Annotated in this window: 28 protein-coding genes; 16 read left to right on the top strand and 12 right to left on the bottom strand. The window is 69.5% G+C overall.

What is annotated here, in order from left to right:
* The first annotated feature begins 12 nt into the window (after positions 1 to 12).
* Entirely contained in the window at positions 13 to 1,275 is a 1,263-nt protein-coding gene (gene icd / locus DJ75_RS08720; protein ID WP_094524111.1) for an isocitrate dehydrogenase (NADP(+)), read from the top strand.
* Positions 1,276 to 1,419: 144 nt separating this feature from the next.
* Here the strand turns inward: icd and DJ75_RS08715 are convergent, their stop codons facing one another.
* Together DJ75_RS08715 and DJ75_RS08710 are read right to left on the bottom strand one after the other, a co-directional pair.
* Entirely contained in the window at positions 1,420 to 1,857 is a 438-nt protein-coding gene (locus DJ75_RS08715) for a DUF5809 family protein (protein ID WP_094524110.1), read from the bottom strand.
* A 36-nt stretch (positions 1,858 to 1,893) separates the two neighbouring features.
* Positions 1,894 to 2,448, bottom strand: a complete 555-nt coding sequence (locus DJ75_RS08710; protein ID WP_094524109.1) for a DUF5810 domain-containing protein — start codon at positions 2,446 to 2,448, stop codon at positions 1,894 to 1,896.
* A gap of 514 nt (positions 2,449 to 2,962) precedes the next feature.
* On the opposite strand from DJ75_RS08710, the gene DJ75_RS08705 reads away from it, so the two are divergent.
* Genes DJ75_RS08705 through DJ75_RS08685 form a run of 5 tightly spaced genes read left to right on the top strand, consistent with a single transcriptional unit; the run spans position 2,963 to position 6,120 of the window.
* The gene (locus DJ75_RS08705) at positions 2,963 to 4,207 is read left to right on the top strand and encodes a translation initiation factor IF-2 subunit gamma (RefSeq protein WP_094524108.1); all 1,245 of its coding nucleotides are present in this window, start codon (positions 2,963 to 2,965) and stop codon (positions 4,205 to 4,207) included.
* A 1-nt stretch (position 4,208) separates the two neighbouring features.
* On the top strand, positions 4,209 to 4,679 hold the full coding sequence (locus tag DJ75_RS08700) for a PIN domain-containing protein (RefSeq protein WP_094524107.1): 471 nt from the start codon (positions 4,209 to 4,211) through the stop codon (positions 4,677 to 4,679).
* Between the two features lie 21 nt (positions 4,680 to 4,700).
* Positions 4,701 to 5,276, top strand: a complete 576-nt coding sequence (locus DJ75_RS08695; RefSeq protein ID WP_094524106.1) for a DNA-directed RNA polymerase — start codon at positions 4,701 to 4,703, stop codon at positions 5,274 to 5,276.
* Complete coding sequence (gene spt4 / locus DJ75_RS08690) at positions 5,276 to 5,473, top strand: transcription elongation factor subunit Spt4 (protein ID WP_008001262.1); 198 nt, start codon at positions 5,276 to 5,278, stop codon at positions 5,471 to 5,473. Before DJ75_RS08695 ends, spt4 begins: the two co-directional genes overlap by 1 nt.
* Before the next feature lie 44 nt (positions 5,474 to 5,517).
* On the top strand, positions 5,518 to 6,120 hold the full coding sequence (locus DJ75_RS08685) for a GTP-dependent dephospho-CoA kinase family protein (protein WP_094524105.1): 603 nt from the start codon (positions 5,518 to 5,520) through the stop codon (positions 6,118 to 6,120).
* A gap of 42 nt (positions 6,121 to 6,162) precedes the next feature.
* Here DJ75_RS08685 and DJ75_RS08680 read toward each other — a convergent pair whose 3' ends face one another.
* The gene (locus DJ75_RS08680) at positions 6,163 to 6,750 is read right to left on the bottom strand and encodes a hypothetical protein (RefSeq protein WP_094524104.1); all 588 of its coding nucleotides are present in this window, start codon (positions 6,748 to 6,750) and stop codon (positions 6,163 to 6,165) included.
* Positions 6,751 to 6,957: 207 nt separating this feature from the next.
* On the opposite strand from DJ75_RS08680, the gene DJ75_RS08675 reads away from it, so the two are divergent.
* The 4 genes from DJ75_RS08675 to DJ75_RS19065 all read left to right on the top strand — a co-directional run bounded on the left by DJ75_RS08675 (position 6,958) and on the right by DJ75_RS19065 (position 9,610).
* Positions 6,958 to 7,266 carry a 30S ribosomal protein S24e gene (locus DJ75_RS08675; protein ID WP_094524103.1) on the top strand — a complete coding sequence of 103 codons (309 nt, stop codon included), beginning with the start codon at positions 6,958 to 6,960 and terminating at the stop codon, positions 7,264 to 7,266.
* 11 nt (positions 7,267 to 7,277) lie between these two features.
* On the top strand, positions 7,278 to 8,978 hold the full coding sequence (locus tag DJ75_RS08670) for a bifunctional N(6)-L-threonylcarbamoyladenine synthase/serine/threonine protein kinase (protein ID WP_094524102.1): 1,701 nt from the start codon (positions 7,278 to 7,280) through the stop codon (positions 8,976 to 8,978).
* Between the two features lie 89 nt (positions 8,979 to 9,067).
* Positions 9,068 to 9,367: a DUF5808 domain-containing protein gene (locus DJ75_RS08665; RefSeq protein ID WP_094524101.1), complete on the top strand. Its 300-nt coding sequence runs from the start codon at positions 9,068 to 9,070 to the stop codon at positions 9,365 to 9,367.
* Between the two features lie 108 nt (positions 9,368 to 9,475).
* Positions 9,476 to 9,610 (top strand): hypothetical protein, encoded by a 135-nt coding sequence (locus tag DJ75_RS19065; protein ID WP_254921679.1) that lies wholly within the window; start codon positions 9,476 to 9,478, stop codon positions 9,608 to 9,610.
* Here the strand turns inward: DJ75_RS19065 and DJ75_RS08660 are convergent.
* The 4 genes from DJ75_RS08660 to pyrH form a co-directional block, all read right to left on the bottom strand.
* A complete protein-coding gene (locus DJ75_RS08660) occupies positions 9,594 to 10,589 on the bottom strand; it encodes a sensor histidine kinase KdpD (protein ID WP_094524100.1) in 996 nt (331 codons plus the stop codon). The two genes, DJ75_RS19065 and DJ75_RS08660, sit on opposite strands and share 17 nt — an antisense overlap.
* Before the next feature lie 74 nt (positions 10,590 to 10,663).
* Positions 10,664 to 10,900, bottom strand: coding sequence for a hypothetical protein (locus DJ75_RS08655; protein ID WP_094524099.1), 237 nt, complete (start codon positions 10,898 to 10,900; stop codon positions 10,664 to 10,666).
* On the bottom strand, positions 10,901 to 12,613 hold the full coding sequence (gene lysS / locus DJ75_RS08650; RefSeq protein ID WP_094524098.1) for a lysine--tRNA ligase: 1,713 nt from the start codon (positions 12,611 to 12,613) through the stop codon (positions 10,901 to 10,903).
* A complete protein-coding gene (pyrH, locus tag DJ75_RS08645) occupies positions 12,610 to 13,335 on the bottom strand; it encodes a UMP kinase (RefSeq protein WP_094524097.1) in 726 nt (241 codons plus the stop codon). Before pyrH ends, lysS begins: the two co-directional genes overlap by 4 nt.
* 143 nt (positions 13,336 to 13,478) lie before the next feature.
* Between pyrH and DJ75_RS08640 the strand changes: the two genes are divergently transcribed.
* The 3 genes from DJ75_RS08640 (at position 13,479) to DJ75_RS08630 (ending at position 16,339) form a co-directional block, all read left to right on the top strand.
* Entirely contained in the window at positions 13,479 to 14,330 is an 852-nt protein-coding gene (locus tag DJ75_RS08640; protein ID WP_094524096.1) for a molybdopterin synthase, read from the top strand.
* Between the two features lie 392 nt (positions 14,331 to 14,722).
* Positions 14,723 to 14,983 carry a hypothetical protein gene (locus DJ75_RS08635; RefSeq protein WP_094524095.1) on the top strand — a complete coding sequence of 87 codons (261 nt, stop codon included), beginning with the start codon at positions 14,723 to 14,725 and terminating at the stop codon, positions 14,981 to 14,983.
* Between the two features lie 204 nt (positions 14,984 to 15,187).
* Positions 15,188 to 16,339 carry a site-2 protease family protein gene (locus DJ75_RS08630; protein WP_094524094.1) on the top strand — a complete coding sequence of 384 codons (1,152 nt, stop codon included), beginning with the start codon at positions 15,188 to 15,190 and terminating at the stop codon, positions 16,337 to 16,339.
* A 49-nt stretch (positions 16,340 to 16,388) separates the two neighbouring features.
* Here the strand turns inward: DJ75_RS08630 and DJ75_RS08625 are convergent, their stop codons facing one another.
* The 4 genes from DJ75_RS08625 to DJ75_RS08610 all read right to left on the bottom strand — a co-directional run bounded on the left by DJ75_RS08625 (position 16,389) and on the right by DJ75_RS08610 (position 20,360).
* On the bottom strand, positions 16,389 to 18,062 hold the full coding sequence (locus tag DJ75_RS08625) for an AarF/ABC1/UbiB kinase family protein (RefSeq protein ID WP_094524093.1): 1,674 nt from the start codon (positions 18,060 to 18,062) through the stop codon (positions 16,389 to 16,391).
* Between the two features lie 3 nt (positions 18,063 to 18,065).
* Entirely contained in the window at positions 18,066 to 18,458 is a 393-nt protein-coding gene (locus DJ75_RS08620) for an Hsp20/alpha crystallin family protein (RefSeq protein ID WP_094524092.1), read from the bottom strand.
* A gap of 68 nt (positions 18,459 to 18,526) precedes the next feature.
* Positions 18,527 to 19,279, bottom strand: a complete 753-nt coding sequence (locus DJ75_RS08615) for a DUF2391 domain-containing protein (protein WP_094524091.1) — start codon at positions 19,277 to 19,279, stop codon at positions 18,527 to 18,529.
* Between the two features lie 277 nt (positions 19,280 to 19,556).
* Complete coding sequence (locus tag DJ75_RS08610) at positions 19,557 to 20,360, bottom strand: alpha/beta fold hydrolase (protein WP_094524090.1); 804 nt, start codon at positions 20,358 to 20,360, stop codon at positions 19,557 to 19,559.
* Between the two features lie 198 nt (positions 20,361 to 20,558).
* On the opposite strand from DJ75_RS08610, the gene DJ75_RS08605 reads away from it, so the two are divergent.
* Together DJ75_RS08605 and DJ75_RS08600 are read left to right on the top strand one after the other, a co-directional pair.
* Positions 20,559 to 20,840: a hypothetical protein gene (locus DJ75_RS08605; RefSeq protein ID WP_094524089.1), complete on the top strand. Its 282-nt coding sequence runs from the start codon at positions 20,559 to 20,561 to the stop codon at positions 20,838 to 20,840.
* On the top strand, positions 20,837 to 23,104 hold the full coding sequence (locus tag DJ75_RS08600; protein WP_094524088.1) for a CDC48 family AAA ATPase: 2,268 nt from the start codon (positions 20,837 to 20,839) through the stop codon (positions 23,102 to 23,104). Before DJ75_RS08605 ends, DJ75_RS08600 begins: the two co-directional genes overlap by 4 nt.
* A gap of 38 nt (positions 23,105 to 23,142) precedes the next feature.
* Here DJ75_RS08600 and DJ75_RS08595 read toward each other — a convergent pair whose 3' ends face one another.
* A complete protein-coding gene (locus DJ75_RS08595) occupies positions 23,143 to 23,382 on the bottom strand; it encodes a hypothetical protein (protein ID WP_094524087.1) in 240 nt (79 codons plus the stop codon).
* 428 nt (positions 23,383 to 23,810) lie between these two features.
* Between DJ75_RS08595 and DJ75_RS19060 the strand changes: the two genes are divergently transcribed.
* Positions 23,811 to 24,950, top strand: a 1,140-nt coding sequence (locus DJ75_RS19060; RefSeq protein WP_275542306.1) for a ribonucleotide reductase N-terminal alpha domain-containing protein, incomplete at its 3' end; no start/stop codon positions are given.

Genomic DNA, 24,950 nt, shown 5'->3' with positions numbered 1-24,950 from the left:
GCACGAACGTTCATGAGCTACGATAAGGTCGACGTCCCCGACGACGGCGAGGCGATCACGCTCGCCGACGAGGAGACCGGCGAGCTGAACGTCCCGTCGAATCCCATCATCCCGATCATCCACGGCGACGGGATCGGCACCGACGTCGGGCCGGCGGCGCAGCAGGTCCTCGACGCGGCCGCGGAGGCGACCGGGCGGTCCATCGCGTGGATGCGCGTCTACGCCGGCGCCAGCGCCCGAGAGATGTACGACGAGAACCTCCCCGAGGACACCGTCTCGGCCATCCGCACCCACCGCGTCGCGATCAAGGGTCCGCTGACGACCCCCGTCGGCGCCGGCTTCCGCTCGCTGAACGTCGCGCTCCGCAAGACGCTCGACCTGTTCGCCAACGTCCGCCCGACCTACTACATCGACGGCGTTCCCTCGCCGGTCAAGAACCCGGAGGAGATGGACATGGTCACCTTCCGGGAGAACACCGAGGACGTCTACGCCGGCATCGAGTGGGAGGCCGGCACCGACGAGTCCGAGGAGGTACGCGACTTCCTCGAACAGGACATGGACGTGGCCGACGTCATCCACGACGGCCCCGTCGGCATCGGCGTCAAGCCCATCTCCGAGTTCGGCTCGAAGCGCCTCATCCGCGAGGCGGTCGACTACGCGCTCGCCAACGACCGCGACTCGGTCACGCTCGTCCACAAGGGGAACATCATGAAGTTCACCGAGGGCGCGTTCCGCGACTGGGGCTACGAGGTCGCCGAGGAGGAGTACGGCGACGACGTCATCACCGAGGACCAGCTCTGGGAGGAGCACGACGGCGAGCGGCCCGAGGGCACGCTCGTCGTCAAGGACCGCATCGCGGACAACATGCTCCAGCAGCTGCTGACCCGCACGGACGAGTACTCCGTCATCGCGACGATGAACCTCAACGGCGACTACATGTCCGACGCCGCCGGCGCGCAGATCGGCGGCCTCGGCATCGCGCCCGGTATCAACCGCGGTCACGGTCGCTGTCTCGCCGAGCCCGTGCACGGCTCCGCGCCCAAGTACGCCGGCGAGGACAAGGTGAACCCCACCGCGATGATCCTCTCCGGCCGCGAGATGCTCGACTACCTCGGCTGGTCGGACGCCGCCGACCTCGTGCGTGAGGCCGTCGAGGAGACCATCTCGTCCGGCAAGGTCACCTACGACCTCCACCGGCAGATCGAGGGCGGCGAGAAGCTCGCGACGAGCGAGTTCGCCGACGCCGTCGTCGAGAACATCGAAAAACGGTCATAGACAGTTTTTCGAGCGCTCGGAAATCTTCGATTTCCGAGAACATCGAGAAGCTCGCGTAAGCGCCGCTCACCGCCTCGGTTCGTTTTTTATACTGCGCCGCTCCGACACTGAGCCGCGGCGCCGGGAAGAATAGCGCCGAGGGAGTTACCGCCCGGACTCGTAGAACTCCTCGCGGTAGACGCGCCCGAACGCGTTCCGGCGGAGGGTGCTGGCGGCCGCGTCGGGCTCCTCCTGAAACGTCGCCGCGACCACGGTGTCGGCGAAGGGGATCGGGTGCCAGACGAGGTTGTCGACGTGGTCGGAGCCGATCCGGACCACGTCGTCCGCATCGAACTCGCTGTCGGCGAGCCACGCGTCGAACTCGGCCTCGTCGCCGACGTGGACCGCGAGCAGCTCGGCGAAGGTGGCGTCGCGGGCGGTCCGGACGACCTCCGGCGTGACGCGCTCGTCGTACTCGTCGGCGCCGAACTCCATCGCCTTCGTCGCCTCGCGGACGACGACCTGCGCGACCGGGCCGACCTCCTCGTAGCGTTCGAGCGCGTCGGCGCGGGTCTCGGGAGCGAACGTCCCTCTGGTGTGCATACGCCGCGTTGGTCGCCGACTGAAAAGGGCGTTCCGTTACGCGGACGGATCGGGGTCGTCGTTGGCAGGGTCGTCGGTGGCAGGGTCGTCGGTGGCAGGGTCGTCGGCGTCGGGATCATCGACGTCGCCGCTGGCGTCGTCGCGATCGGCGTCGGCCTCCTCGTCGCCCTCGCCGTCCTCGAACATCTTCCGCGTCAGCTCGCGGGCCTCGCGCAGCGCGGCTTCGGTCTCCGGGTCCGTCGCGCCCGACTCGTTGACGGCGCCCCCGGCGCGAGGGGCGTCGCGGCCGGCCTGGTGACTGTGGCCGTGTCCGGCCCCGCCCCCTCCCGCGTGGTCGTGGTCCCCGAGATCGACGTCGGGTCGCCCGCGGTCGACGGTGTCCTCGAACACCTCGTGGTACTCGGCGTCCTCGGCGTGAGGAGTTACTTCGGCGGCGAGCCCGGCCGGGTCCTGCTCGCTCCAGTCGGGGACGCGGTCGTCGAGCCACGCCTCGTGGTCGTCGCCGTGGAGCATCGCCGTGAAGGCGAGGTGATGCGCGAGGTGTTCGCCGTCGCGCTGGGGAGTCTCGCAGACGGGGCACGCGTATCCCATTATGTGCCCGGGTTCGCGCGTGAAGCGTAAATTGGCGTCGGACGAATACGGAGATGACGACGTTTGTTTATAACCGAGTGACTGCGGAGCAGCGGTGAACACCTCCAAAGCCCCGGCCGCGAGGACTCGCGCGACTCGCTGCGCGCTTCAGTCGCTCGTTTCACTCGCTCCTTGCAGTGCTTGCGTCGTCGTGCTTCGCCCTCGCGGCCGCCCCTTTGAGTCCCACCCGACCGCACGGCACCGCAGCCTCACACCTCCCCAGCCTCGCCGCGGTCGCCGATGGCGACCGCGGGCTCCCTCGCGCGGGCTGCTCGGCCGCGAGGCGGCCTCGCAGGCACGCGCCACCGCACCGCACGCTGGTTTATAAGTGATCGTCGCCGTCGCTCTCGGGCGTCCGTCTCGCGTCGTCGCTCTCGGGCGTGCCGGGCGACGCCCCTATCGCCACTATAACAGCAACTTTATCACTCGCACGGGGCGAATTTCCGGTAAGACTACTCCGTTAGGAGGTCCAACAGTGACTGAAGCCAACACACAACCGGAGGTGAACATCGGTCTCGTCGGTCACGTCGACCACGGGAAGACGACGCTCGTGCAGGCGTTGTCCGGCTCGTGGACCGACCAGCACAGCGAGGAAATGAAACGCGGTATCTCGATCCGGCTGGGGTACGCGGACGCGGCGTTCCGGCGCTGTCCCGGCGTCGACGCGCCCGAGTGTTACACCGTCGACGAGGAGTGCGAGGACGGCTCCGAGAGCGAGCCGATCCGGACGGTCTCGTTCGTCGACGCCCCGGGTCACGAGACGCTGATGGCGACGATGCTCTCGGGCGCCTCGATCATGGACGGCGCCGTGCTGGTCGTCAGCGCGACCGAAGACGTCCCGCAGGCGCAGACGGAGGAGCACCTGATGGCGCTCGACCTCATCGGGATCGAGAACGTCGTCATCGCACAGAACAAGGTCGACTTGGTCGACCGCGACCGCGCGGTCGACAACTACCGGCAGATCCAAGAGTTCGTCGAGGGCACGGTCGCGGAGGACGCGCCGATCGTCCCCGTCTCGGCCCAACAGGAGGTCAACCTGGACCTGCTCATCGACGCGATCGAGACGGAGATCCCGACCCCCGACCGCGACCCCGGCGAGAACGCCCGGATGTACGCGGCGCGATCGTTCGACATCAACCGGCCGGGCGCGACCGCGGCGGACCTCAAGGGCGGCGTCGTCGGCGGCTCGCTCGTCAGCGGCGAGCTGTCGGTCGGCGACGGGCTGGAGATCCGTCCGGGTCGCGAGGTCGAAGAGAAGGGCCAGACGGAGTGGCGGCCGCTCGAGACGACCGTGCGCTCGCTGCAGGCCGGCAGCAACGACGTGGAGTCGGCCCGGCCGGGCGGGCTGCTCGGCGTCGGCACCGGGCTCGACCCGAGCCTGACGAAGGGCGACGCGCTCGCGGGGCAGGTCGCCGGCGAGCCCGGGACGCTCCCGCCGACGCGCAACGAGTTCGAGATGCAGGTCGACCTCCTCGACCGCGTCGTCGGCAAGGAGGACGACGAGAGCGGCGAGAGCGACATCGAGGAGATCAGCACCGGTGAGCCCCTGATGCTCACGGTCGGCACCGCGACGACGGTCGGAGCGGTGACGAGCGCGCGCGACGGCGAGTGCGAGGTGAGCCTCAAGCGGCCCGTCTGCGCCGAGGAGGGCGCGCAGATCGCGATCAACCGGCGCGTCGGCGCGCGCTGGCGGCTCATCGGCGTCGGGACGCTCTCGTAGCGTGACGGACGACGCCCGGGCGGACGGTTCGGACTCGGCTCGCACGGGCGACACTCCGACCGCGGTCCTCGCGGACGACGGCCCCGACGACGCCCCGGTCGTCGCGCTCGACGCGAGCGCGCTGATGGCGCCGGTCGAGGCGAACCTGCGGCTGTTCGAGGAGCTCGACCGGCTCCTCGGCGCGTACGAGGCGGTCGTCCCGGCGGCGGTCGTGTCGGAGCTCGACAGGCTGCAGGGTGGAAACGGCGAGGAAGCGACCGCGGCGAGCGTGGGCGCGGACCTCGCGGCGCGGGCCGAGACGGTGGCGACGGACGAATCGTACGCCGACGACGCGCTGGTCGAACTGGTCACCGAGGGCCGGGTCGACGGCGTCGTCACTAACGATCGACCGCTGGCGAACCGGGTGCTGGAGGCGGGCGCACCAGTAATCGGTTTAAGGGGTCGGAACGCACTGGCGATAACGGAACCCTAGCGGACGCGGACAACCAAGAACATGTACAAACGAGTTCGACTCAAGGATACGGTCGAGGTGCCGCCGAAACACCTGGCGGACGTCACCGACGAGCGGGTGAAAGCCCTGCTCCAAGACAAACTGGAAGGACGAATGGACGAGGACGTCGGCAGCGTCGTGAGCGTCATCGACGTCCACGACATCGGCGAGGGGGCGGTGTTACACAACCGCCCCGGCGTCTACTACGAGGCCGAGTTCGACGCGCTGACGTACGACCCCGACATGCAGGAGGTCGCCGACGGGACGGTCGTCGAGACCGTCGAGTTCGGCGCCTTCGTCGGGATCGGGCCGGTGGACGGCCTGCTCCACGTCTCGCAGATCACCGACGAGTACCTCACGTTCGACGGGGCGAACCAGCAGCTCGCCTCCTCGGACTCCGACAAGACCCTCGGCGTGGACGACGCCGTCCGGGTCCGCGTCGTGACAAAGAGCATCGACGAGCGCAACCCTCGCGACTCGAAGATCGGGCTCACCGCGAAGCAGCCGGGGCTCGGGAAACACGAGTGGCTGGAGGGGAAGCGGCTTCACCGCGAGCAGACCGGTGAGGAGGCCGACTGATGGCCGAAGACCGCCTCGCCTGCCGTGAGTGCCACCACGTCAACGACCCCGACTCGCAGACCTGCGAGCACTGCGGGTCGTCGTCGCTGACGGAGGACTGGGCGGGCTACGTCATCATCACGAAACCCGAGGAGAGTCAGATCGCCGAGGAGATGAACGTCACGAAGGCCGGCTCGTACGCGCTGAAGGTACGGTAGCGACGCCGGAGCGGCAAAGACCGAGAGTCACACGCACCCGACTCATGCTCACCCTTCCAGACTCCATGCGCGACGCGTTCAAAGAGCCGCTCGGCCCGGTGACGACTGACGCCGAGGAGCTGCTCGCGGGGGCGGCGGAGACGGCGGCCGAATACGGAGACGGGGGCGCCGCGGGCTCGGGCGCCCCCGACGCCCCCATCGTCGCCGTCGGCGACGTGGTCACGTACCACCTCCGCGAGGCGGGCCGCGTCCCCGACGTCGCGCTGATCGACGGGAAGACCGAACGGGAGGCGGTCCGCGCGGAGATCGAGTCGGCGCTCGCGGCCGCCGAGGACCGCCGCGTTCGCGTCGAGAACCCCGCCGCGTCGCTGTCGGCGGCGCTGCTCTCGGCGCTACGCGACGCGCTCGATGCGGGCGAGCCGGTCATCGTCGAGGTGACGGGCGAAGAGGACCTGGCCGCGCTCCCGGCGATCCTCGCGGCGCCCGACGGCGCGAGCGTCGTCTACGGTCAGCCCGGCGAGGGAATGGTCCGGGTCGCGGTCACGCCCGAGTCCCGCGCGGAGGCGCGAGCGCTGTTCGAGGGGCTCGACGGCGACGTCGAGGCGGCCTACGAGGCGCTGGGGATCGCGCCCGACCGCGACCGGTAACCGGCCGACGACGGCCCCGTTCGGTTCTGATCGCGACCGCGCTCACGGCGGGTCGACGTAGGCACTCGACGCCAGCGCTCCGAGACCGACGACGAGCCCGGCGGCCGCGGTGAGCCGCGGCGTGGCGGGGAACGGCTCGTAGACGAGGTACGGCTCGATCCCGAGATCCGTCAGCCGCCGGACCGCGGCGGTGCCCCACAGGCCGCTCGCGAGGATCGCGCCGCCGGAGACGACGCCCAGCGTTCCGGTGACGAAGCCGAACCCGGATGCCGCGTCCTCGACCGCGATGAGCGTCCACGTCCGGTCCTCGCTCGGGTCGGGATGGCGGTCGACGTACAGGGCGACGACGGTGAGTCCGACGCTCGCGGCCGCCAGACCGACGACGCCGACGAGCACGGCCGCGACGGCCCCGAGGCGGGTCATCGTCGGGTTCCCCGCGAAGTACGTCTCCCTGACCGCCACCGGGAGCGCCGCCGTGACCGGCCCGACGAGCGCCGCCAACAGCGCGAGGAGACCGCACACCCGGAGCTTGGTCCGGACGGACAGCGGCACGATGACGTGTTTCGACCGGAGGAGGTCGTATCGGGTGCGCTCTGTCGGCTCGACGAACGGTTCCGTGTCGTCGGACATCCGACCGACGGTTGGTGCTAATCGGACTAAACCGTGTCTCCGGCGGTCGCTCGGGCCGCCTCCCCGACCGTCGGCCCGGGGCGCGTCGTCGGCGCGGTGATCGAGAGTGACGATCCCAGATCGCGGGCGTGAGGGGAGCGACTCCGCCCTCACCCCCGCTTCGAAATCCTTTTACAGCTTTCGAGGGGATATATGCTTAACTGAACCATGGACGTCGATATCATCTCCGAAGAGGAGAACCCGATGTTGCACCGCACGGACATTCGATTCGAGACGACTCACGAGGAGGCGACGCCCTCCCGGCTCTCGGTCCGCGACTCGCTCGCGGCCAAGCTTGACAAGGCCTCCGAGGAGGTCGTCGTCCACGAGCTGAACACGAAGTTCGGCATGCGCAAGACGGTCGGCTACGCGAAGGTGTACGACACCGCCGAGGACGCGCTCGACGTCGAACAGGAGCACATGCTCGAGCGCAACAAGATCGGCGACGAGGCCGACGCGGACGCCGAAGAGGCCTGACGGCGCGCCGGATGCGCGTTCTCGGTATTGAGGGGACCGCGTGGTGTGCGAGCGCCGCGCTGTACGACGCCGAGACCGACTCCGTTCTCATCGAATCGAACCCGTACGAACCGGATAGCGGCGGGATTCATCCGCGCGAGGCCGCCGAACACATGTCCGAGGCGATCCCAGAGGTCGTCGACGCGGTCCTGACGGCGGCCGAGACCGAGCACGGCCCGGATGCGATCGACGCGGTCGCCTTCTCGAAGGGACCGGGGCTCGGCCCCTGTCTCCGGACCGTCGCCACGGCCGCGCGTGCGCTCGCCGGGGTGCTCAACGTCCCCCTCGTCGGCGTCAACCACATGGTGGCGCACCTGGAGATCGGCCGCCACCAGTCCGGCTTCGAGAACCCGGTGTGTCTGAACGCCTCCGGCGCGAACGCGCACCTGCTCGGCTACCACGACGGTCGCTATCGCGTGCTCGGCGAGACGATGGACGCCGGCGTCGGCAACGCGATCGACAAGTTCACGCGCCACGTCGGCTGGGACCACCCCGGCGGGCCGAAGGTGGAGGCCGCGGCCGCGGAGGCGGCCGCCGAGCGCGAACCGGACGCCCAGCTGGTGGACCTCCCGTACGTCGTCAAGGGGATGGACTTCTCCTTCTCGGGGATCAGCTCCGCCGCCAACGACGCGTACGACGACGGGGTCCCGGTCGGGGAGATCTGCTTCTCGCTGCAGGAGCACGTGTTCGCGATGCTGACGGAGGTGTCGGAGCGGGCGCTCTCGCTGACCGGCGCCGACGAGCTCGTCCTCGGGGGCGGCGTCGCGCAGAACGACCGGCTCCGCGGGATGCTGTCGACGATGTGCGCGTCCCGCGGCGCCGACTTCCACGCGCCGGAGCCGCGGTTCCTCCGCGACAACGCGGGGATGATCGCCGTGCTGGGCGCGGAGATGGCCGCGGCGGGCGACACGGTCCCGATCGCCGACTCCGCGATCGACCCGAACTTCCGGCCGGACCAGGTGCCGGTGACGTGGCGCGACGACGACGCGTCGGTCGCCCGCGGGCGGGGAGACCGGGAGCGAGAGGACGGGGGGTGGGAGAGCGACGGCGGCGCCGGGCGGCGGGGCGCGGAGGCGACCGTGGAGATCGCGGCGGCCGGAGCGGGCGAGGACGCCGCGACGGGCGAGACGCGCCGCGTGATCAAACGTCGGGTACCGAAGCGGTACCGACACCCCCAGTTGGACCGCGCGATCAGGCGGGAGCGGACCGTCGCCGAGGCGCGCCTGACGAGCGAGGCGCGGCGGGCCGGCGTGCCGACCCCGCTGGTGTACGATGTCGACGTACCGGCGGCGACGCTGACCCTCCAGCACGTCGGCGACCGCGACCTCGCCGCCGACCTCGACGAGCGGTGGACGACCGCCGTCGGCCGTCACCTCGCGCGGCTCCACGGGGCGGGAATCGTGCACGGGGACCCCACGACGCGGAACGTCCGGATCGAACGCCGAGGGGAGCGCGACGCGCGGGCGACCCTCATCGACTTCGGGCTCGCGTACCACACCGGCCACGTCGAGGACCACGCGATGGACCTCCACGTGTTCGAGGGGTCCGTCCGCGCGACGGCGACGGAGCCGAACCCCCTGATCGAGGCGTTCGAGGCCGGCTACGCTGAAGCCGGCGACGGGGACGTCCTCGACCGACTGCGGACGGTGGAGGGGCGCGGGCGGTACCGGTAGCCGGGTCCGCCGGCCCCCTGCGGCGGCGAGCCCGTGACCGAGGAGCCGGTCCCGCCACGATTTATATCCCCGGCGAGCGATGTGCCGGTATGGCAGACAAACCGTCCTCGGGAGAGATACTCGGAATCCCGTACAACTTCGAGCGGCCGAGCCTCGGCCGGCTGCTGTCGTCGTACTGGCAACCTGGCAAGGGGATGCTGGTGGAGAAGCCGTTCGGCATCGGCTACACGCTGAACCTCGCTAACTGGCGGTCGTGGGTCGTCCTCGCGGTCGCCGGCGGGCTCTACTACCAACAGACCCAGTCCGCCGCGGCCGGCGGCGACGGCGACGGCGGCCTCGACGGAGAGGCCGACGACGGCCCCGTCGAAGTGATCGTCGACGACGACTGAGCGCGCCGCCGTCGCGGTCCCCGCGGCGACGACCGAGTCCCGCAACCAGTTCTCACGATCGATTTCGGGACGCTGTGTTTTAAATACTGGAACAACGTAAACGGAACAATGAGAGTTCAGTTCGAGTGCTCGTGCTCGGAGGAGATCTCCGAGTTCACCCGCGGAGAGACGAGCCGCGGCGTCCACGTCGAGTGCGGGAACTGCGGGGCCGTGTACGCTGTGACGATCACCGAACTCGACTGACCGGATCGTCTCGCCGGGACTCGCCGCCCCCGTCCGGTCCCCCGGTTTTTCCCGGTCCCGTCGATCGCTCCGTCCCCGTTCGGTCCGCGACCGCCGCGGACTCGAAGCGGAGTCGAACCGTCGTCCCGTCGTCGGTCGTCTCGAACCCGACGGTCCCGCCCTGCGTCTCGCACATCCACTTGACGAGCCAGAGGCCGATGCTGCTCGCGTGCGAGAGCGGCGTCTCCTGTTCCGCGCGCAACACCGCCTGCTCGTCGTCGGGGATCCCCGGGCCGTTGTCCTTGACCTCGAGAGCGGTGGTCGTTCCGTCCTTCTCGACCCGCGCGTCGACCCGACGCGTCGAGCCGTCGTTGTGCGTGACCGCGTTCTCGAACACCTCGCGGACGGGATACTCGACCGATCGATCCGCACGGATCCGCGCCTCGGCGGGCGATTCGATCGTGATCGTCACGTCGGGCCCGTCGACCGCCGCCGCCGCGTCCCGGACGGTTTCGACCAGATCGATCCGCCCCTCGGGCGGGTCGGGCGACGCCTCCTCGATGACGCGCAGCTTCTCGCTTATCTCGACGACGTCGTCGGTCGTCGTCCGAATCGTCTCCAGACAGTCCCGGCTCCGCTCGTCCTCGACGCGGTCCGCGAGCAGGTCCGCGTAGCCGCGGATGACGTTGAGGTCGTTGCGGATGTTGTGGCGGAACACTCGACTCAAGACCTGGAGCTGTTGGTTCGAGGTCTCCAGCTCCCGCCGGGCCGCCTCGGCGCGGCGGCGGTGGTAGGTCAACGCGCCGTAGAGGAACAGCGAGGAGACGCCGACGACCGCCCATCCGCTCACGAGACGGCCGGGCGTCCACGCGGCCGCGTCTCCGGCGGCGACGGCGACCGCCACGTCGACCACGAGGACGAGCAGCGCTCCCGCACAGAGAAACCCGACGGCGAGCGCGCGCGGCGATCGGTCGTAGATCCGGCCGGGGAAAAATTCCATATCGGTGTTCATAAACCTCAGACGAACTCAGTCGTAAGTAACGACAGAGCGGCCCGTCTTAAATCTGATCGCGGTCACCACTCCTTACAGGCGGTACAGACGAGGGCGCCGTCGTCGAGCCAGCGCCGCGCGACCGACTCCCCGCATCGGTCGCAGGCGCCGCCGTCGGTCGTCCACGTCGCGGTCGACGTCGCCGGGTCGGCGTCGATCGACTCCGCGGCGTCGGCGTCGGCCTCCCGCTCGGTACCGCCGTCGGACGGCTCTCCGTCCGCGTCGCCCGCGAACTCGTCGAGCGAGCGGTCCTCGGGCATCTACGCCTCCCGACGGAGCCGGGCCACGACGTAGTCGCGCTCCAGTTCGCCGAGGAACTCGCCGAGCCGGGGCCCCTGCGTGTCGTCGAAGAAGAGCCGGTAGCCGGCCGCGAAGAAGTCGCCGACCTCGACGTCGTGCGCGCGCGCCGTCTCGTACATCTCCGCCTGGATCGCGTCGCCGTCGTGGCCCGCGGCGACGAAGTCGGCGAGGTCGTCGAGCGCGGCGGCCACGTCGTCGTCGAACGCGGCGTCCGGCAGGTCGGTCTGGAGCCGGTAGTCGTATTCGTTTCCGGTACGCTCGGCCCAGTTGCGGGCCTGCTCGACGCGGGCGAGCGCGGCCTCGACGGTCTCCTCGGACGCGTCCTCCGGGATGTGGCCCTCGTCGCGGGCGAGCCGCTCGCGGAAGTCGGGGTCGTCGACCATCCCGAGGACGGCCGCGAACGTGTACGGGAGCCTGACGGGTCGCTCCGTCGGCGGATCGTCGGCGCGGCCGACGACGAAGGGGTAGGCGCGCTCGGCGAAGGCGGTCAGGTCCTCGTCGTCCACCTCGCCGAAGTACGCCCGCTCGAAGCGGTCGAAGCGGTCGACGAGCTGGTCGAGCCGTTCGACGTCGAGGTCGCGGGCCTTCTTCGGGTGGAGCGCGAAGAAGTAGCGGAGCACCTCGGGCTCGATCAGGTCGAGCAGCTCCGGAACGGTGACGACGTTACCCGCCGACGAGGAGAGCGGCTCCCCGTTGAGCGTGAACCACTCGTACACCATCGGGACGGGCGGCTCGACCCCGAGGACGTTCCGGGCGACGTCGACGCCCGAAGGCCACGACCCCTCCGCGTGGTCCTTACCGAACGGCTCGAAGTCGACGCCGAGCACCTCCCACTGACCGGGCCACTCGAGGCGCCACGGGAGCTTCCCCTCCCGGAACGTCGCGGTCCCCTCGTGGCCGCAGCCCTCGATGACCTCGTCGCCGACTTCCATGTCGGTGCAGACGTAGTCCACGGTCTCCGCGTCGAGGTCGACGTCGACGACGGTCTCGGTCACCTTCCCGCACTCCGCGCAGATCGGATTGAACGGGACGTACTCGCCGTCGACCTTGTCTTGGTACTGAGAGAGGACCTCGCGGACGCCGTCAAGATCGGAGAGGACCGTCCGGGTGACGTCGTCGAAGTCGCCGTCAGCGTACAGCTCCGTGTTCGAGACCATCTCGACGGGGACCCCCAGCCGGTCGGCGTCGGCCTTCAGGAGGGCGGCGAAGTGGGCCGCGTACGACTCTCGCTCGCCGAACGGGTCCGGGATCGCGGTGTACGGCTTCCCGAGGTTGCGGCCGAGCGCGCCTGCGTCCACCTCGCCGAGGCCGACGATCTCGCCGTTGGCGTTCGCCAGCTTCCGCGGGAGCTTGCGGAGCGGGTCCTTGTCGTCGGAGGTGAACACCTGCCGGACCTCGCGGCCGCGCTCGCGGAGCACGGCGGCGACGAAGTACCCCCGCATGATCTCGTTGAAGTTGCCGAGGTGCGCGACGCCGGACGGGGAGACGCCGCCCTTGATCACGATCGGGTCGTCGGGATCGCGCGCCTCGATCTCGTCGGCGACGACGTCGGCCCAGAAGGCGCGGAAGTCGCCGTCCCCCTCAGCCCCGTCGGCCTCCTCGCCCGTCCCCGTCGCACCGGCGGCGTCCCGCGCCTGCTCGGAGAGGATGTGAGGGGAGTCGTCGGCGCTCATGCGTCGCCGCCCCCCGTCCAGTAGGTCGGCTCGTCGCTGGCGGTCGGGACCACGTCGGTACCGGTGTGGTCGCCCCGGAGCGCGGCGTCGACGACCGCGCCCGGGTCCGTCCCGTCGAGGACGATCGAGCGGATCCCCGCCCGGTCTATCAGCTTGGCCGCGAGCAGGTCCACGGGGGCGGAGGCGCCGGCGTCCCGACTCATCGGGAGCACGACGTCGACGAGCTCCGCCGGCGACATCGATCCGAACTGCGTCGCGTCCGGGTCGGCGTTGGGGTCGGCGTCGTACACGCCGTTCGCGCTCGTCGCGTACACGAGGAGGTCGGCGTCGACGGACTCGGCGAACGCCGCGGCGACCGCGTCGGTCGTCTGCCCGGGGGTGACGCCGCCCATCACCGACACCTCGCCGCGACGGAGCGCTGCGGCGGCCTCGTCGTACCCCGTCGCCGGCGAGAGGTTCGCGCGGCCGTCGAGCGCGGCGATCAGCAGGCGGGCGTTGAGCCGGGTGGTGCCGATGCCGAGCTGGTCGAGTTCGACCTCGTTGGCGCCGAGGTCCCGCGCCGTCTCGATGTACTCTCGCGCGACTCCGCCGCCGCCGACGACGATGCCCACCTCGCAGCCGTCGGCGGCAATCCGCTCGATCGTCTCGGCGTACGCGGCCACCCGATCGGGGTCGAGATCGGGCGCGAGCACGCTCCCGCCGATAGAAACGACGACTCTCATTACCGTCGCATACCCCTGTCTCGCTCTTAAGGATTATCAAGGCCGGACGCCGCCGGTTTCCGAGGCGGTCGCCGCGTCGACGGACGCGGGCGCTCGGCGCATCGGCGGGAAACGCCTAAGCCGCTCGCACCCCGCCTTCGTGTATGCACCCGATAGCGATCGTGGGGCCCGGCGCGGCGGACCTGGCCGGGGCGCTCACCGACCGACTCGACGGCCGGACCGCCGTTGTGAGTCATGCGGACGGCGCCGACGGCGGGGACGGCGCGAGCGACGGGGCCACCGACGGCGGCGTCGCGGTCGAGTCGCCGCGGGACCGGACCGGCGCCGACACCGAGGTATCGCTCGCGAGCGACGGCGAGTGGACCGGCCGCGGGCGAGTCGACGGGCTCGACGCGTTCCTCGACGGGCTCGCGCCCGATCACGAGTACCTCGTCGCGGTCGGCGACTCCAGACTGCGCGTGCCGACGGTCCTGCTCGGAGCGGACGCGGAACCGGAAGACGTGCCCGGGACGGTCATCGCCGCCGCCGACGCGGCCGGCGGCGTCGACCTCGACCGCCTCGTCGCCGACGCCGACGCCGCGGAGCCGTGGATCACGCGCGAGACGCTCGTGCGGCGGGTCGAGGCGTCCGCCGACGCGGACCGGTCGGGAGCGATCGCGACGTTCACCGGCCGCGTCCGGGCGCGGGACGCGCCCGGCGACGACCGCACCACCCACTTGGCCTTCGAGAAGTACGAGGGGGTCGCCGCGGAGCGCATGGACGCGATCGCGGCCGAACTGACCGAGCGCGACGGCGTGTTCGACATCCGAATGCACCATCGGACCGGCGTTATCGAGGCGGGCGAGGACATCGTCTTCGTCGTCGTTCTAGCGGGGCACCGTCGGGAGGCGTTCCGCACCGTCGAGGACGGGATCGACCGGCTGAAAGACGAGGTACCGATCTTCAAGAAGGAGACGACCGAGGCCGAGGAGTTCTGGGTTCACCGGCGTGACTGATCGGCTCTCGCCCGCGCGAGTGGCCGGTCCTCGACCGGGCATCTGACTGTTCCTCGGCCGCACAACTGACCGAATATCGGCCCCGCGTCTGGCCGGCGACCGGCCGCGCGGACCGCGAGCGCGGGGTCGGTGCGGGATATTTACCAGCAATATACGCTGGTTAAGCCGAGAATTACCGATCTATCGCCGCGGCATAACCATCGATAAGTGAACTGCGTATTACGGCTTCAAAACGGGTTATGAAATATCTAAGCCGTTCAGAGGCTTTTGTGAACGGTCTGTCAGACACGTTTTAGCCGATGTCCCCCGTCTAAAACGCCGCAAAAGCCGCTGAACACCGTCCAACGGTCGCACCTTTATAACATCCTCCGGGAGCAATCGGAGGGTGTACCATGAGCGCGACTGCAAATCCCTCCGCGAACGCGAACCCAACCGACGACCTCAGCAAGGAAGAGCGGCTGAAGCGGTACCTGCTCGACCGCGCCGAGGACGGCGAGATGTACTTCAAGGGGAAGTTCATCTCCGACGACGTCGACCTCTCGCCGAAGGAGATCGGCGCCCTGATGGTGAAGCTCCGCGACTCCGCCACCGAGCTCACCGTCGAGAAGTGGTCGTACACTGGCGCGACGACCTGGCGCATCGAGCCCGCCTGACGAGGACCGTTGAGCCCGCCCGGCGGCGGCAAACCACGCGCTCACGCGCGTCCCCGCTTTCTCACCCAACGCGGCCCCCGCTCTCCGGGGGTCGACCGTTTCCGAACCGCTCCGACGACGCGTAGCGTCGGTCGGCGGCGCCGCGGTTCGAGGCGCGCCGCTGGCGACGCGGGGTTTATACTCGCCGACCAGTTACGACCGACGATGCCAGAACACGAGGACGGGGAGGCGTCGGCCGCGGCCGACGTCCCGCGTCCGGAGCCGCTGCGGACGTTCTTCAGGGTGGACGAGATCCGTCGAGATGACGGGCGCGTCCGGTACGTCGGGGAGTCGTACGTCCCGGAACGCACCCTGCTGCGGAAGCTGGTCCCGCCGTTCCGAGACGCCGGCTACGAGGTCGACCTCGAGGCCGACGGCGACGGTCACGTCGTCGTCGCGACGCCCTTCGACCGCGGGCGCGACGGGGTGCCGTGGCTCAACGTCGTCCTGTTCGCGGCGACGGTGTGTTCCACCCTGTTCGTCGGCGCGTACGGCTGGTACTACGTCGGCTGGGAGGAGATCGCCGCGAACCCCCTGACGATACTGCAAGCGTGGCCGTTCACCGCGGCCGTGCTCGGCGTGCTGATGACGCACGAGCTCGGGCATTACGCCGCCGGTCGATACCACGGAGTCAGCGTCTCGCTGCCGTACGTCATCCCCTTCTTCTTCCCCTTCGGGACGCTCGGAGCGGTGATCCGGATGCGCGGGCGGATGCCCTCCCGGAAGGTGCTGTTCGACATCGGCGCGGCCGGACCGATCGCGGGACTCGTCGCCACCGTCGTCGTCACCGTCATCGGTCTCTCGCTCGACCCGATCCGCGTCCCGGCGGAGCTCGCGAACGCCTCCGGAACGATGATCCGCTTCAACAACCCGCCGCTGCTGGAGATCATCGCCGACCTCATCGGCCAGCCGACGGGGTACGAGGACCCGGCGCTCACGGCGCACCCGGTGGTGATCGGCGGTTGGGTCGGGATGTTCTTCACCCTCCTGAACCTCCTGCCCGTCGGTCAGCTCGACGGGGGCCACATGGTCCGCGCGATGGTCGGCCCGCGGCAGGAGACGATCGCGGCGCTCGTCCCCGGCGCCCTCTTCTCGATCGCCGCGTACCTCTACTTCTGGCGCGGCCTCGGGATCGACGAGTCGGTCGGCCTGTGGGGGTTCTGGGGCCTGTTCGCGCTCGTCATCGCGTTCAACGGCCCGGCGAACCCGGCCGAGGACGAGCGGATCGGCTGGCCGCGGCTCGCCGTCGGTCTCGCGACGTTCGCGCTCGGGGCGCTCTGCTTCCTGCTCGTCCCGATTCAGGTCGTCTCCGGCTGACCGGCGGACGGGCTCGGCGCGTCGACGGGAGGGCGCGACGGTCCCCGGCTCAGTCGTCGCGGCGCTGCTTCATCCCCTGCCTGGTGAACTGCGGCGTGGCCCGGAGGCCGCGCTTCTTCCGGAACGAGCGGTAGAGCGCGATCGCCAGCGGGACGGCGAGCAGGAGGACGACGCCGGCGAGCCGCCACGCGTCGGCGAACGAGTAGAGGATCGTCGCGGAGAGGACGCCGACCGCGAGCAGCACCGAGTAGGCGATCCGCATCGCGAGCTTGTCGAGGACGTTCGAGTCGTCGTCGATCGTGACGTCGACGTGGAGGTCGCCCCGGTTCGCCCGTTCGAGGAAGTCGTCGGCCTTCGGCGGGACGGTGAACAGCGCCTCGGTGGTGCGCTGGACCTGTCGCCCGGCGCCCTCGGCGAGGTCGCGGGCGGTCTGCTCGTAGTACCCCTCGTCCCTGAGGTACTCCGTCGCCGTGGAGATGAAGTCGAACTCGGGGTCGAGCGTGACGCAGACCCCCTCGACGACGGTCGCGACGCGCAACACGAGCGCGAGGTCCGGCGGGAGCCGGAGGGGGAACTCGTAAATGGTCGACTCCACCTGTTCGATGATCTGGTTCACCTGGTACTGCTCGATGTCCTCGCCGCTGGCGTCGGCGATGGCCAGTTCCATCACGTTCCCCATCACCTCGCGGTCGGCCTCCGGCGAGAGGGTGCCCATCGCGATGAGCGTGTCGAGGATGCCGTCGATGTCCTGCCGGGCGACCGCGACGTAGAACTCGACGATCTTCTCCTGGATGAACGGGTCCACGCGCCCGGCCATTCCGAAGTCGTAGAATATCACGGTGCCGTCGTCGTCGACGGCGAGGTTCCCGGGATGGGGGTCCGCGTGGAACACGCCGTCGTCGATGATCATCTGGAGGTACACCTCCTGGAGCGTCTCGGCGATGGCGTTGCGGTCGAATCCCGCGGCGTCGAGCTCGTCGAGCCGGTTGATCTTCACCCCCGGGACGTACTCCATCGTGAGCACTCGCGGCCCGGAGACCTCCTCGTAGGCGGTGGGGATCCGGATCCGGTCGTTGTCGTCGAAGTTGGCGCGGATCTCCTCGAGCATCTCGCGTTCGCGCTTGTAATCCATCTCCTCGCGGATCGTCTTCGCGAACTCGTCGGCGAGGTTCTCCAGCGAGAACGCCCGCCCGCTACCGGTGAACCGCTTGACGAGCGGGATCGACCAGCGGATCGTCCGGAGGTCGGCCTCGACCAGCGACTCGATCCCCGGCCGGCGGACCTTCACGGCGACGTCGTTGCCCTCGTAGCGGGCGGTGTACACCTGTCCGAGGCTCGCGCCGCTTATCGGGTCGCGGTCGAAGTCGTCGAACGTCTCGTCGACGGGGCCGAACTCCTCTTCGAGGACGACCCTCGACTCCTCCCACGGGGCCGGCGGCACGTCGTCTTGGAGCCCTTCCAGCACCTCGATGTACGCCGGCGGGAGGATGTCGGGCCGGGTCGAGAGGATCTGGCCGAGCTTGATGAACGTCGGACCGAGGGTGAGCAGGATGTCGAGGAGGACGGCGGCGCGCTCGCGCTGGGTCTCCGCGTCGACGTCGCGGCTCCCGCCGAACAGGAGGAACCGCTTCCGGTCCCGCCAGTAGGCGACGATCAGCGGCGAGAACCGCCGGACGACCACGAAGAACCGCCAGTAGGCGCGAAGGTTGACCAGCGTGACCACCCGTCAGGCGTCGGCCTCGTCGTCGGAGTCGGCGTCCCCGTCGGCGTCGTCGACCGGGATGGTACGGGAGGTGTCTCCGGTCCGCTTCGGGATCGTGACCTCGAGCACCCCGCGGTCCATCTCGGCGTCCGCGCCGGTCCCGTCGGCGTCCCCCGGGAGCGGGAGCTCCGCGTCGAGGAACAGAGGACGGTCCTCGCGGACGTAGCGGAACCCCTCGGGGACCCCCTTCTCGCGGCGCCCCTCGATGACGATCCGACCGTCCTCGGAGAGGACTTCGGTCGTCTCGGAGGTCGCGCCGGGGAGGTCGACGACGAGGACGTACCCGTCGTCTGATTCGAGCAGGTCCGCAAACACCGCGTCCGGGAGGTCCCGGAGCGCTTCACGTAACGCTGACATGTATACGGGTACGGTCGCCGCGGCGAAAAAGGTGTGGAAACGGGGACCGAGACGGAGGGGTCGGCGGCTCAGTCGTCGCGGCTGAACTCCAGATCGAGGCCGGTCAGGTCGAGGTGCTCGATATCCGTCCCCTGCGATTCACCCGGCAGGATGTCGCCGAGGCTCGCGCCGAACGCGGCCCCGGCCCAGACGAACGCCACGCGGGAGACCCGTTCGAGGGCGCCCGGGTCGCCCTCGTGGAGCCGGCCCCAAAGGACCATCATGAGGACCGAGGTGAACAGCGAGACGAGCAGGATCCCGGCGTAGCGCCGCGGGACGATCCCGAGGATCGGGTGGCTGATCTCGATCTGCCGGAAGTCGGCGAAGTACAGCAGCCCGGCGGTCATGACCAGCACGAACCCCACGTGGACGAGCAGGAAGACGGGAACGCCGCCCGGCGTGGCCGCGGCGAACCACGCCGCGATCTCGAAGACGCCGCCCTCGACGAGCAGGGGGAGCGCGAAGAGGACCGAGCCCACGAACGCCTCGGCCAAGTCCCGCGAGGTGTACTTCGTGATCCGGGTCCGAAACGCCGAGCTTCCGGGCATCCGCTCGACGAGCGAGATGGTCTGACGGACTTTCTCCCGCTCGTGGCCCTCGTCGACGGTGTCGCTCAACGCGTCGAGCTTCGCGAGCAGGTCGTTGATGTCGGGGTTCTCGGGACCGCGCGGGCCGTTCGAGAGGCGGCGCTCGTCCGCGTCACCCGTCGGCCCCGCCGATCGCTCCGGGTCGGGAGGCGAGCTCGATCCGACGGACCGTCGTCCCGAGTCGTCGCCGTCCATTGCCGATCGGTCGACGCCGGCGTCGCAAAAGCGTACCGACGGGCGCGCGGCGGTGGAGACGGCGAATCGTTTATTAATACTGGAATGGTAACACGTGGCACGAGGTGAGTGCCGACGACATCGAGGACCGGACCACGCAGCCATCGACCGTCGACGGTACCGCGCGGCGACGACTGTCCGATCCACTCGTTTCGAAACGGGGCGTCCCCCCTTTCGACGTGAACCCCTCGCCCCGTCGGTTCCCACCCTGACCGCCGCTGCTCGCGGGAGCCGCACCTCAGCGAGTCCCGCCGTCGCTTGACTCGTCCGCCGAGCGACGCCCGAGGAACGACGAGAGCGCCGCGTTGAACGCGGCGGGGCGTTCCAGCATCGCGAGGTGTGCGGCCCCCTCGATCGCCGCGCGCTCGCAGTCGTCGATCCGGTCCGCGAGGTAGTCGTGGTACGCCGGCGGCGTGAGCGCGTCGTGTTCGCCGACGACCGCGAGCGACGGCGACGCGATCTCGTCGAGACGGTCGCGGACGTCGAACGCGTGGCAGGTCCGGAAGTCGCGCTCGGTGACCGCCCGACCGCACTCCCGCATGCCGGCGCGGGAGAGCTCGACGTACTCGGCCGGCGCGTCGTGGAAGAGGCGGTCGGGCTCGTGGAGCAGGTCGATCGCCCGGTCGAACTCCGTCTCGAGCGCGTCCAACAGCGGCTCGGCGACCGCGAGCTTCGCGCCCGTGCCCGCGAGGACGAGCCCGTCGAGCGGGAGGTCGCGCTCCAGCGCGATCCACAGAGCCACGGCGCCGCCGAGGGAGTTGCCGCAGAGGACGGTCGCCCCGGTCGCCTCCGCGACTGCGACGACGTCGTCCGCGTAGGCGTCGAGCGTCTCGGCCCCGGCCGGTTCGTCGACGTCGTCGCTGTCGCCGTGCCCCGAGAGGTCGAGCGCGACGGTCGGGAACCGGTCGCTCAGGCGCGCCTGCGCCTTCCAGACGTCTTTGCTCCCGCCGCTCCCGTGGACGAAGCAGACCGTCGGCCCGTCGCCGCCGCGGTCGGAGACGCGATACGCGGTGTCGCGCCCGTCGTGGGTGACTCGCTGCATGCCCCCGTCTCCCGCGCGCTCGGTCATAAGACGCCCGGCGGACGGCGCCGGCGAGCGAGAGGATCCGAGGAGAGAACGACCGTCGACGCCCCCCGAAACGACCCCGAACCGCAACACTACCGATACGTTCGTGAGATCTCACGTCATGCGATTTTTAGCGACGGGTTTATATAGTCTCGCGCCTAACTTGTAGTTAGCATGAATCACCAACAGACCCGATCGACCGGCGACGGTCCGCTGCTCCGCCGGTTCGAGTACGAGGACGGGTGGATCGTCGCCGCCGATCTGGGCGCCGACGCCGCGAACGTGAGCGTCGACACGGTCGGCGAGACGGCGATCGTCGTCGTCGAGGGCGACGGCGAACCGGTCGAGTCGGAGTTCGAACTGCCGGGACCGGCCGCGTCGACCGCGGTCACGAACGGCGTGATCACGGTCGAGGGCGAAACGGTCGAGGACGACACCGTGGAGGGCGAGCGATGAAACTCACTGTCAGACCGCTCAAACAGAAGGACGCCGGCCGCCGCCTCGCGGCGATCGACCGCGTCGCGGCCGAAGAGCTGGGGCTCTCCGGCGGCGACATCGTCCGCGTCGAGGGCCCGGACGGGGCCGCGATCGCCCGCGTCTGGCCCGGCTACCCCGAGGACGACGGAAGCGGCGTCGTGCGTATCGACGGACGGCTCCGTCAGGAGGCCAACGTCGGCATCGACGACCGCGTGACGGTCGAGTCGGTCGACGTCTCCCGGGCGGAGTCGGTCACGATCGCCTTCCCGAGCCAACTCCGCGTGCGCGGGCAGATAGCCCCGTTCATCCGCGACAAGCTCTCCGGACAGCCGGTGACCGAAGGGCAGACGATCCGCACGTCGATGGGCTTCGGCCTGATGGGCGGCCAGTCGCAGGCGGTGCCGATGAAGGTCGCCTCGACGACGCCGTCGGGGACCGTCGTCATCACCGACGACACCGAGATCGAGATCTCGGAGGTCCCCGCCGAGGAGCTCGCCGAGCGCGGCGGGAGCGGCGACGGGGCCAGCGAGGGCCCGGACGTCACCTACGAGGACATCGGCGGGCTCGACGGCGAGCTCGAACAGGTCCGCGAGATGATCGAGCTGCCGATGCGGCACCCGGAGCTGTTCAAGCGGCTCGGCATCGACCCGCCGAAGGGCGTGCTCCTGCACGGCCCGCCGGGCACGGGGAAGACGCTGATCGCGAAGGCCGTCGCCAACGAGATCGACGCCAGCTTCCACAACATCTCCGGCCCGGAGATCATGTCGAAGTACTACGGCGAGAGCGAGGAGCAGCTCCGTGAGATCTTCGAGGAGGCCTCGGAGGAGGCGCCCTCGATCATCTTCATGGACGAGCTCGACTCGATCGCGCCCAAGCGCGAGGAGGCCGGCGGCGATGTCGAACGGCGCGTCGTGGCCCAGCTGCTCTCGCTGATGGACGGGCTCGAAGAGCGCGGCGAGGTCGTCGTCATCGGCGCGACGAACCGCGTCGACGCCATCGACCCCGCGCTCCGCCGCGGCGGTCGCTTCGACCGCGAGATCGAGGTCGGCGTCCCCGACCGCGACGGCCGCAAGGAGATCCTGCAGGTCCACACGCGGAACATGCCGCTGGTCGAGGGAATCGACCTCGACGAGTACGCGGAGAACACCCACGGCTTCGTCGGGGCCGACCTCGAGTCGCTCGCGAAGGAGTCCGCGATGCACGCGCTGCGCCGGATCCGGCCCGAGCTCGACTTAGAGAGCGACGAGATCGACGCCGACGTGCTGAACTCCATCCAGGTCACCGAGAGCGACTTCAAGGAGGCGATGAAGGGCATCGAGCCCTCCGCGCTCCGCGAGGTGTTCGTCGAGGTCCCGGATGTCTCCTGGGACCAGGTCGGCGGTCTGGAGGGGACCAAAGAGCGGCTCCGCGAGACGATCCAGTGGCCGCTGGAGTACCCCGAGGTGTTCGAGGAGCTCGACATGCAGGCCGCCAAGGGCGTCCTGATGTACGGCCCGCCGGGCACGGGGAAGACCCTGCTCGCGAAGGCCGTCGCCAACGAGGCGGAGTCGAACTTCATCTCGATCAAGGGGCCCGAACTGCTGAACAAGTACGTGGGCGAGTCCGAGAAGGGCGTCCGCGAGGTGTTCAGCAAGGCCCGCGAGAACGCGCCGACCATCGTGTTCTTCGACGAGATCGACTCGATCGCGACCGAGCGCGGCAAGAACTCCGGCGACTCCGGCGTCGGCGAACGCGTCGTCTCGCAGCTGCTGACGGAGCTCGACGGGCTCGAGTCGCTGGAGGACGTGGTCGTCATCGCGACGACGAACCGCCCGGACCTCATCGACTCGGCGCTGCTCCGGCCCGGCCGCCTGGACCGCCACGTGCACGTGCCCGTGCCGGACGAGGAGGCCCGCCGGAAGATCCTGGAGGTCCACACCCGGAACAAGCCGCTGGCCGACGACGTCGACCTCGACGCGCTGGCACGGAAGACCGAGGGGTACGTCGGCGCCGACCTCGAAGCGGTCGCCCGCGAGGCCTCGATGAACGCCTCTCGGGAGTTCATCGGCAGCGTCACGCGCGAGGAAGTCGGGGAGTCCGTCGGCAACGTCCGCGTGACGATGGCGCACTTCGAGGACGCCCTCGGCGAGGTGAACCCGAGCGTCACCCCCGAGACGCGGGAGCGCTACGAGGAGATCGAAAAGCAGTTCCAGCGGTCGGACGTCGACCGCACCGACGCCGAGCCCGGCACCGCGTTCCAGTAGTCGGAGCGTCGGTCGGCTCGGTCGGGAGCAGTTTTTCTTTAAATAATCCCCGCCGTCGACAGCAGGAAGAACACGGCGACGAGGACGATGCCGATCGTGACTAGGCGCCACGCGAGCTTCAGCACGAACTTACCGACGACGATAACGATCGCGACGGCGACGAGCGCGACGAGCAGCTGTCCCGCTTGGCTGGCGAGGAGTCCGGCCTGAAGCGGGAGCGACGATGCCAACGCGGCGAGCGAAGCGGTCATGTCCGGCCCCACGAGCACGTCGGGCATAAGCTTGTGGGGAGGAGCCGCGGTCCGTCGGTTATTGAAATCTGATAGGTGAGCCGGCAAATACTGCGCCGATGAGGCCGGAGTCTCACGCTCCCGGCCGACGGGACCGCGGTAACACGGAGCATAACGCCGGAAAATCGGTGCGAGTAACCCCCCTTTTGTTCCGATGCGGAGACCGTTACTTCGGTCGATTTCGCGCCTTGAGTATCAGTTTCACTCTGGTCTGGCTACGCTTATGTGTCCGGAACACGTTCAGATGTAACGTAATCGAATCCGGCGTCAGACACGCGGACCGGGAATTACATACCGAATCGAACAGGTAGTCACCTATCCGGGCCGGGAGCGGAACACAAAAGGGCCTGCTGCGACAGTACGTAGACACGATATATGAGCCAGAACGCACGTCAACCGAGCGGGGTGGCCGTCGAATGAGCAACGACGGCGTCGCCGCCGACGAACTCGAACTGCCGATCAAACGAACAACGGGCGAGACGATGGAGGAGCGTCTCACCGCCAACGCCTATCACAACATCCTGCCCGCGCGCTACCTCCGGAAGAACGCGGACGGCGAGACGATCGAGAACCCCGAGGAGCTGTTCGACCGCGTCGCGCGCAACGTCGCGCTCGCGGAGGCCGTTTTCGAGGCCGAGAAGCAGGGCGTCGAGGTCACCGTCACGCCCGACCAGCTGAAGCCCGACCACCCCCGCCGGAACGAACTGGCGGAGGAGGTGTTCGGCGCCGGCACCACCGCCGAGGACGAGGCGGAGACGACGCTGACCGCGCACAACGTCAACAAGTTCGCGTACGAAACCGTCGTTCCCGAGCTCCCCGAGAGCGTGCGCGACCACGTGGAGGCGACCGCGGACCGGTTCCGCGACGGGATGGAGCGGCTCTCCTTTATGCCGAACTCGCCGACCCTGATGAACGCGGGCGACGAGCTCCAGCAGCTCTCGGCCTGCTTCGTCGACTCCCCCGACGACGACATCACCGACATCCACCAGACCGCCAAGGAGGCGGCCGAGGTGTTCCAGTCCGGCGGCGGCATGGGGTACGCGTTCTGGAAGCTCCGCCCCTACGGCGACTCCGTCGGCTCGACCGGCGGCATCGCCTCCGGCCCGATCACGTTCATGCGGACGTTCGACCAGATGTGCGAGACGATCGCGCAGGGCGGCGCGCGCCGCGGCGCTCAGATGGGCGTCATGCGCGTCTCGCACCCGGACGTCATCCAGTTCATCCACGCGAAGAACAAGGACGTCTCCCTGGCTCACTCGCTGCGGCTGAACGACCCCGACGACTTCACGCACAACTCCTTCGCGGACGCCTTGGAGGAGGCCCGCGAGCTGATCGACGAGGACGGAAAGGTGCCCGAGCACCTCCGGAACGCGGTCGAGGGCCACCTGTCGAACTTCAACATCAGCGTCGGCGTCACCGACGACTTCATGGAGGCGCTGTACAACGACGAGGAGTTCACCTTCACCAACCCGCGCACCGAGGAGCCCCACGTCGCGACGCCCGAGACGAAGGAGATCTACGATATGTTCGGTCTCGGCGAGCACGTCGAGGTCGGC

Origin of the sequence: Halorubrum sp. Eb13, assembly GCF_002252895.1 — an archaeon.
Classification (GTDB): Archaea; Halobacteriota; Halobacteria; order Halobacteriales; family Haloferacaceae; genus Halorubrum.
Note: the sequence above shows the minus strand (reverse complement) of the source record. Positions and strands in the feature narration are given on the sequence as shown.

Bases quoted from the DNA above. Each gene is read 5' to 3' on its own strand.
- icd (WP_094524111.1), top strand. From the start codon at position 13: ATGAGCTACGATAAGGTCGACGTCCCCGACGACGGCGAGGCGATCACG.
- DJ75_RS08715 (WP_094524110.1), bottom strand. From the start codon at position 1,857: ATGCACACCAGAGGGACGTTCGCTCCCGAGACCCGCGCCGACGCGCTC.
- DJ75_RS08710 (WP_094524109.1), bottom strand. From the start codon at position 2,448: ATGGGATACGCGTGCCCCGTCTGCGAGACTCCCCAGCGCGACGGCGAA.
- DJ75_RS08695 (WP_094524106.1), top strand. From the start codon at position 4,701: ATGTACAAACGAGTTCGACTCAAGGATACGGTCGAGGTGCCGCCGAAA.
- spt4 (WP_008001262.1), top strand. From the start codon at position 5,276: ATGGCCGAAGACCGCCTCGCCTGCCGTGAGTGCCACCACGTCAACGAC.
- DJ75_RS08685 (WP_094524105.1), top strand. From the start codon at position 5,518: ATGCTCACCCTTCCAGACTCCATGCGCGACGCGTTCAAAGAGCCGCTC.
- DJ75_RS08680 (WP_094524104.1), bottom strand. From the start codon at position 6,750: ATGTCCGACGACACGGAACCGTTCGTCGAGCCGACAGAGCGCACCCGA.
- DJ75_RS08675 (WP_094524103.1), top strand. From the start codon at position 6,958: ATGGACGTCGATATCATCTCCGAAGAGGAGAACCCGATGTTGCACCGC.
- DJ75_RS08670 (WP_094524102.1), top strand. From the start codon at position 7,278: ATGCGCGTTCTCGGTATTGAGGGGACCGCGTGGTGTGCGAGCGCCGCG.
- DJ75_RS08665 (WP_094524101.1), top strand. From the start codon at position 9,068: ATGGCAGACAAACCGTCCTCGGGAGAGATACTCGGAATCCCGTACAAC.
- DJ75_RS19065 (WP_254921679.1), top strand. From the start codon at position 9,476: ATGAGAGTTCAGTTCGAGTGCTCGTGCTCGGAGGAGATCTCCGAGTTC.
- DJ75_RS08660 (WP_094524100.1), bottom strand. From the start codon at position 10,589: ATGGAATTTTTCCCCGGCCGGATCTACGACCGATCGCCGCGCGCGCTC.
- DJ75_RS08655 (WP_094524099.1), bottom strand. From the start codon at position 10,900: ATGCCCGAGGACCGCTCGCTCGACGAGTTCGCGGGCGACGCGGACGGA.
- lysS (WP_094524098.1), bottom strand. From the start codon at position 12,613: ATGAGCGCCGACGACTCCCCTCACATCCTCTCCGAGCAGGCGCGGGAC.
- pyrH (WP_094524097.1), bottom strand. From the start codon at position 13,335: ATGAGAGTCGTCGTTTCTATCGGCGGGAGCGTGCTCGCGCCCGATCTC.
- DJ75_RS08640 (WP_094524096.1), top strand. From the start codon at position 13,479: ATGCACCCGATAGCGATCGTGGGGCCCGGCGCGGCGGACCTGGCCGGG.
- DJ75_RS08635 (WP_094524095.1), top strand. From the start codon at position 14,723: ATGAGCGCGACTGCAAATCCCTCCGCGAACGCGAACCCAACCGACGAC.
- DJ75_RS08630 (WP_094524094.1), top strand. From the start codon at position 15,188: ATGCCAGAACACGAGGACGGGGAGGCGTCGGCCGCGGCCGACGTCCCG.
- DJ75_RS08620 (WP_094524092.1), bottom strand. From the start codon at position 18,458: ATGTCAGCGTTACGTGAAGCGCTCCGGGACCTCCCGGACGCGGTGTTT.
- DJ75_RS08615 (WP_094524091.1), bottom strand. From the start codon at position 19,279: ATGGACGGCGACGACTCGGGACGACGGTCCGTCGGATCGAGCTCGCCT.
- DJ75_RS08610 (WP_094524090.1), bottom strand. From the start codon at position 20,360: ATGCAGCGAGTCACCCACGACGGGCGCGACACCGCGTATCGCGTCTCC.
- DJ75_RS08605 (WP_094524089.1), top strand. From the start codon at position 20,559: ATGAATCACCAACAGACCCGATCGACCGGCGACGGTCCGCTGCTCCGC.
- DJ75_RS08600 (WP_094524088.1), top strand. From the start codon at position 20,837: ATGAAACTCACTGTCAGACCGCTCAAACAGAAGGACGCCGGCCGCCGC.
- DJ75_RS08595 (WP_094524087.1), bottom strand. From the start codon at position 23,382: ATGCCCGACGTGCTCGTGGGGCCGGACATGACCGCTTCGCTCGCCGCG.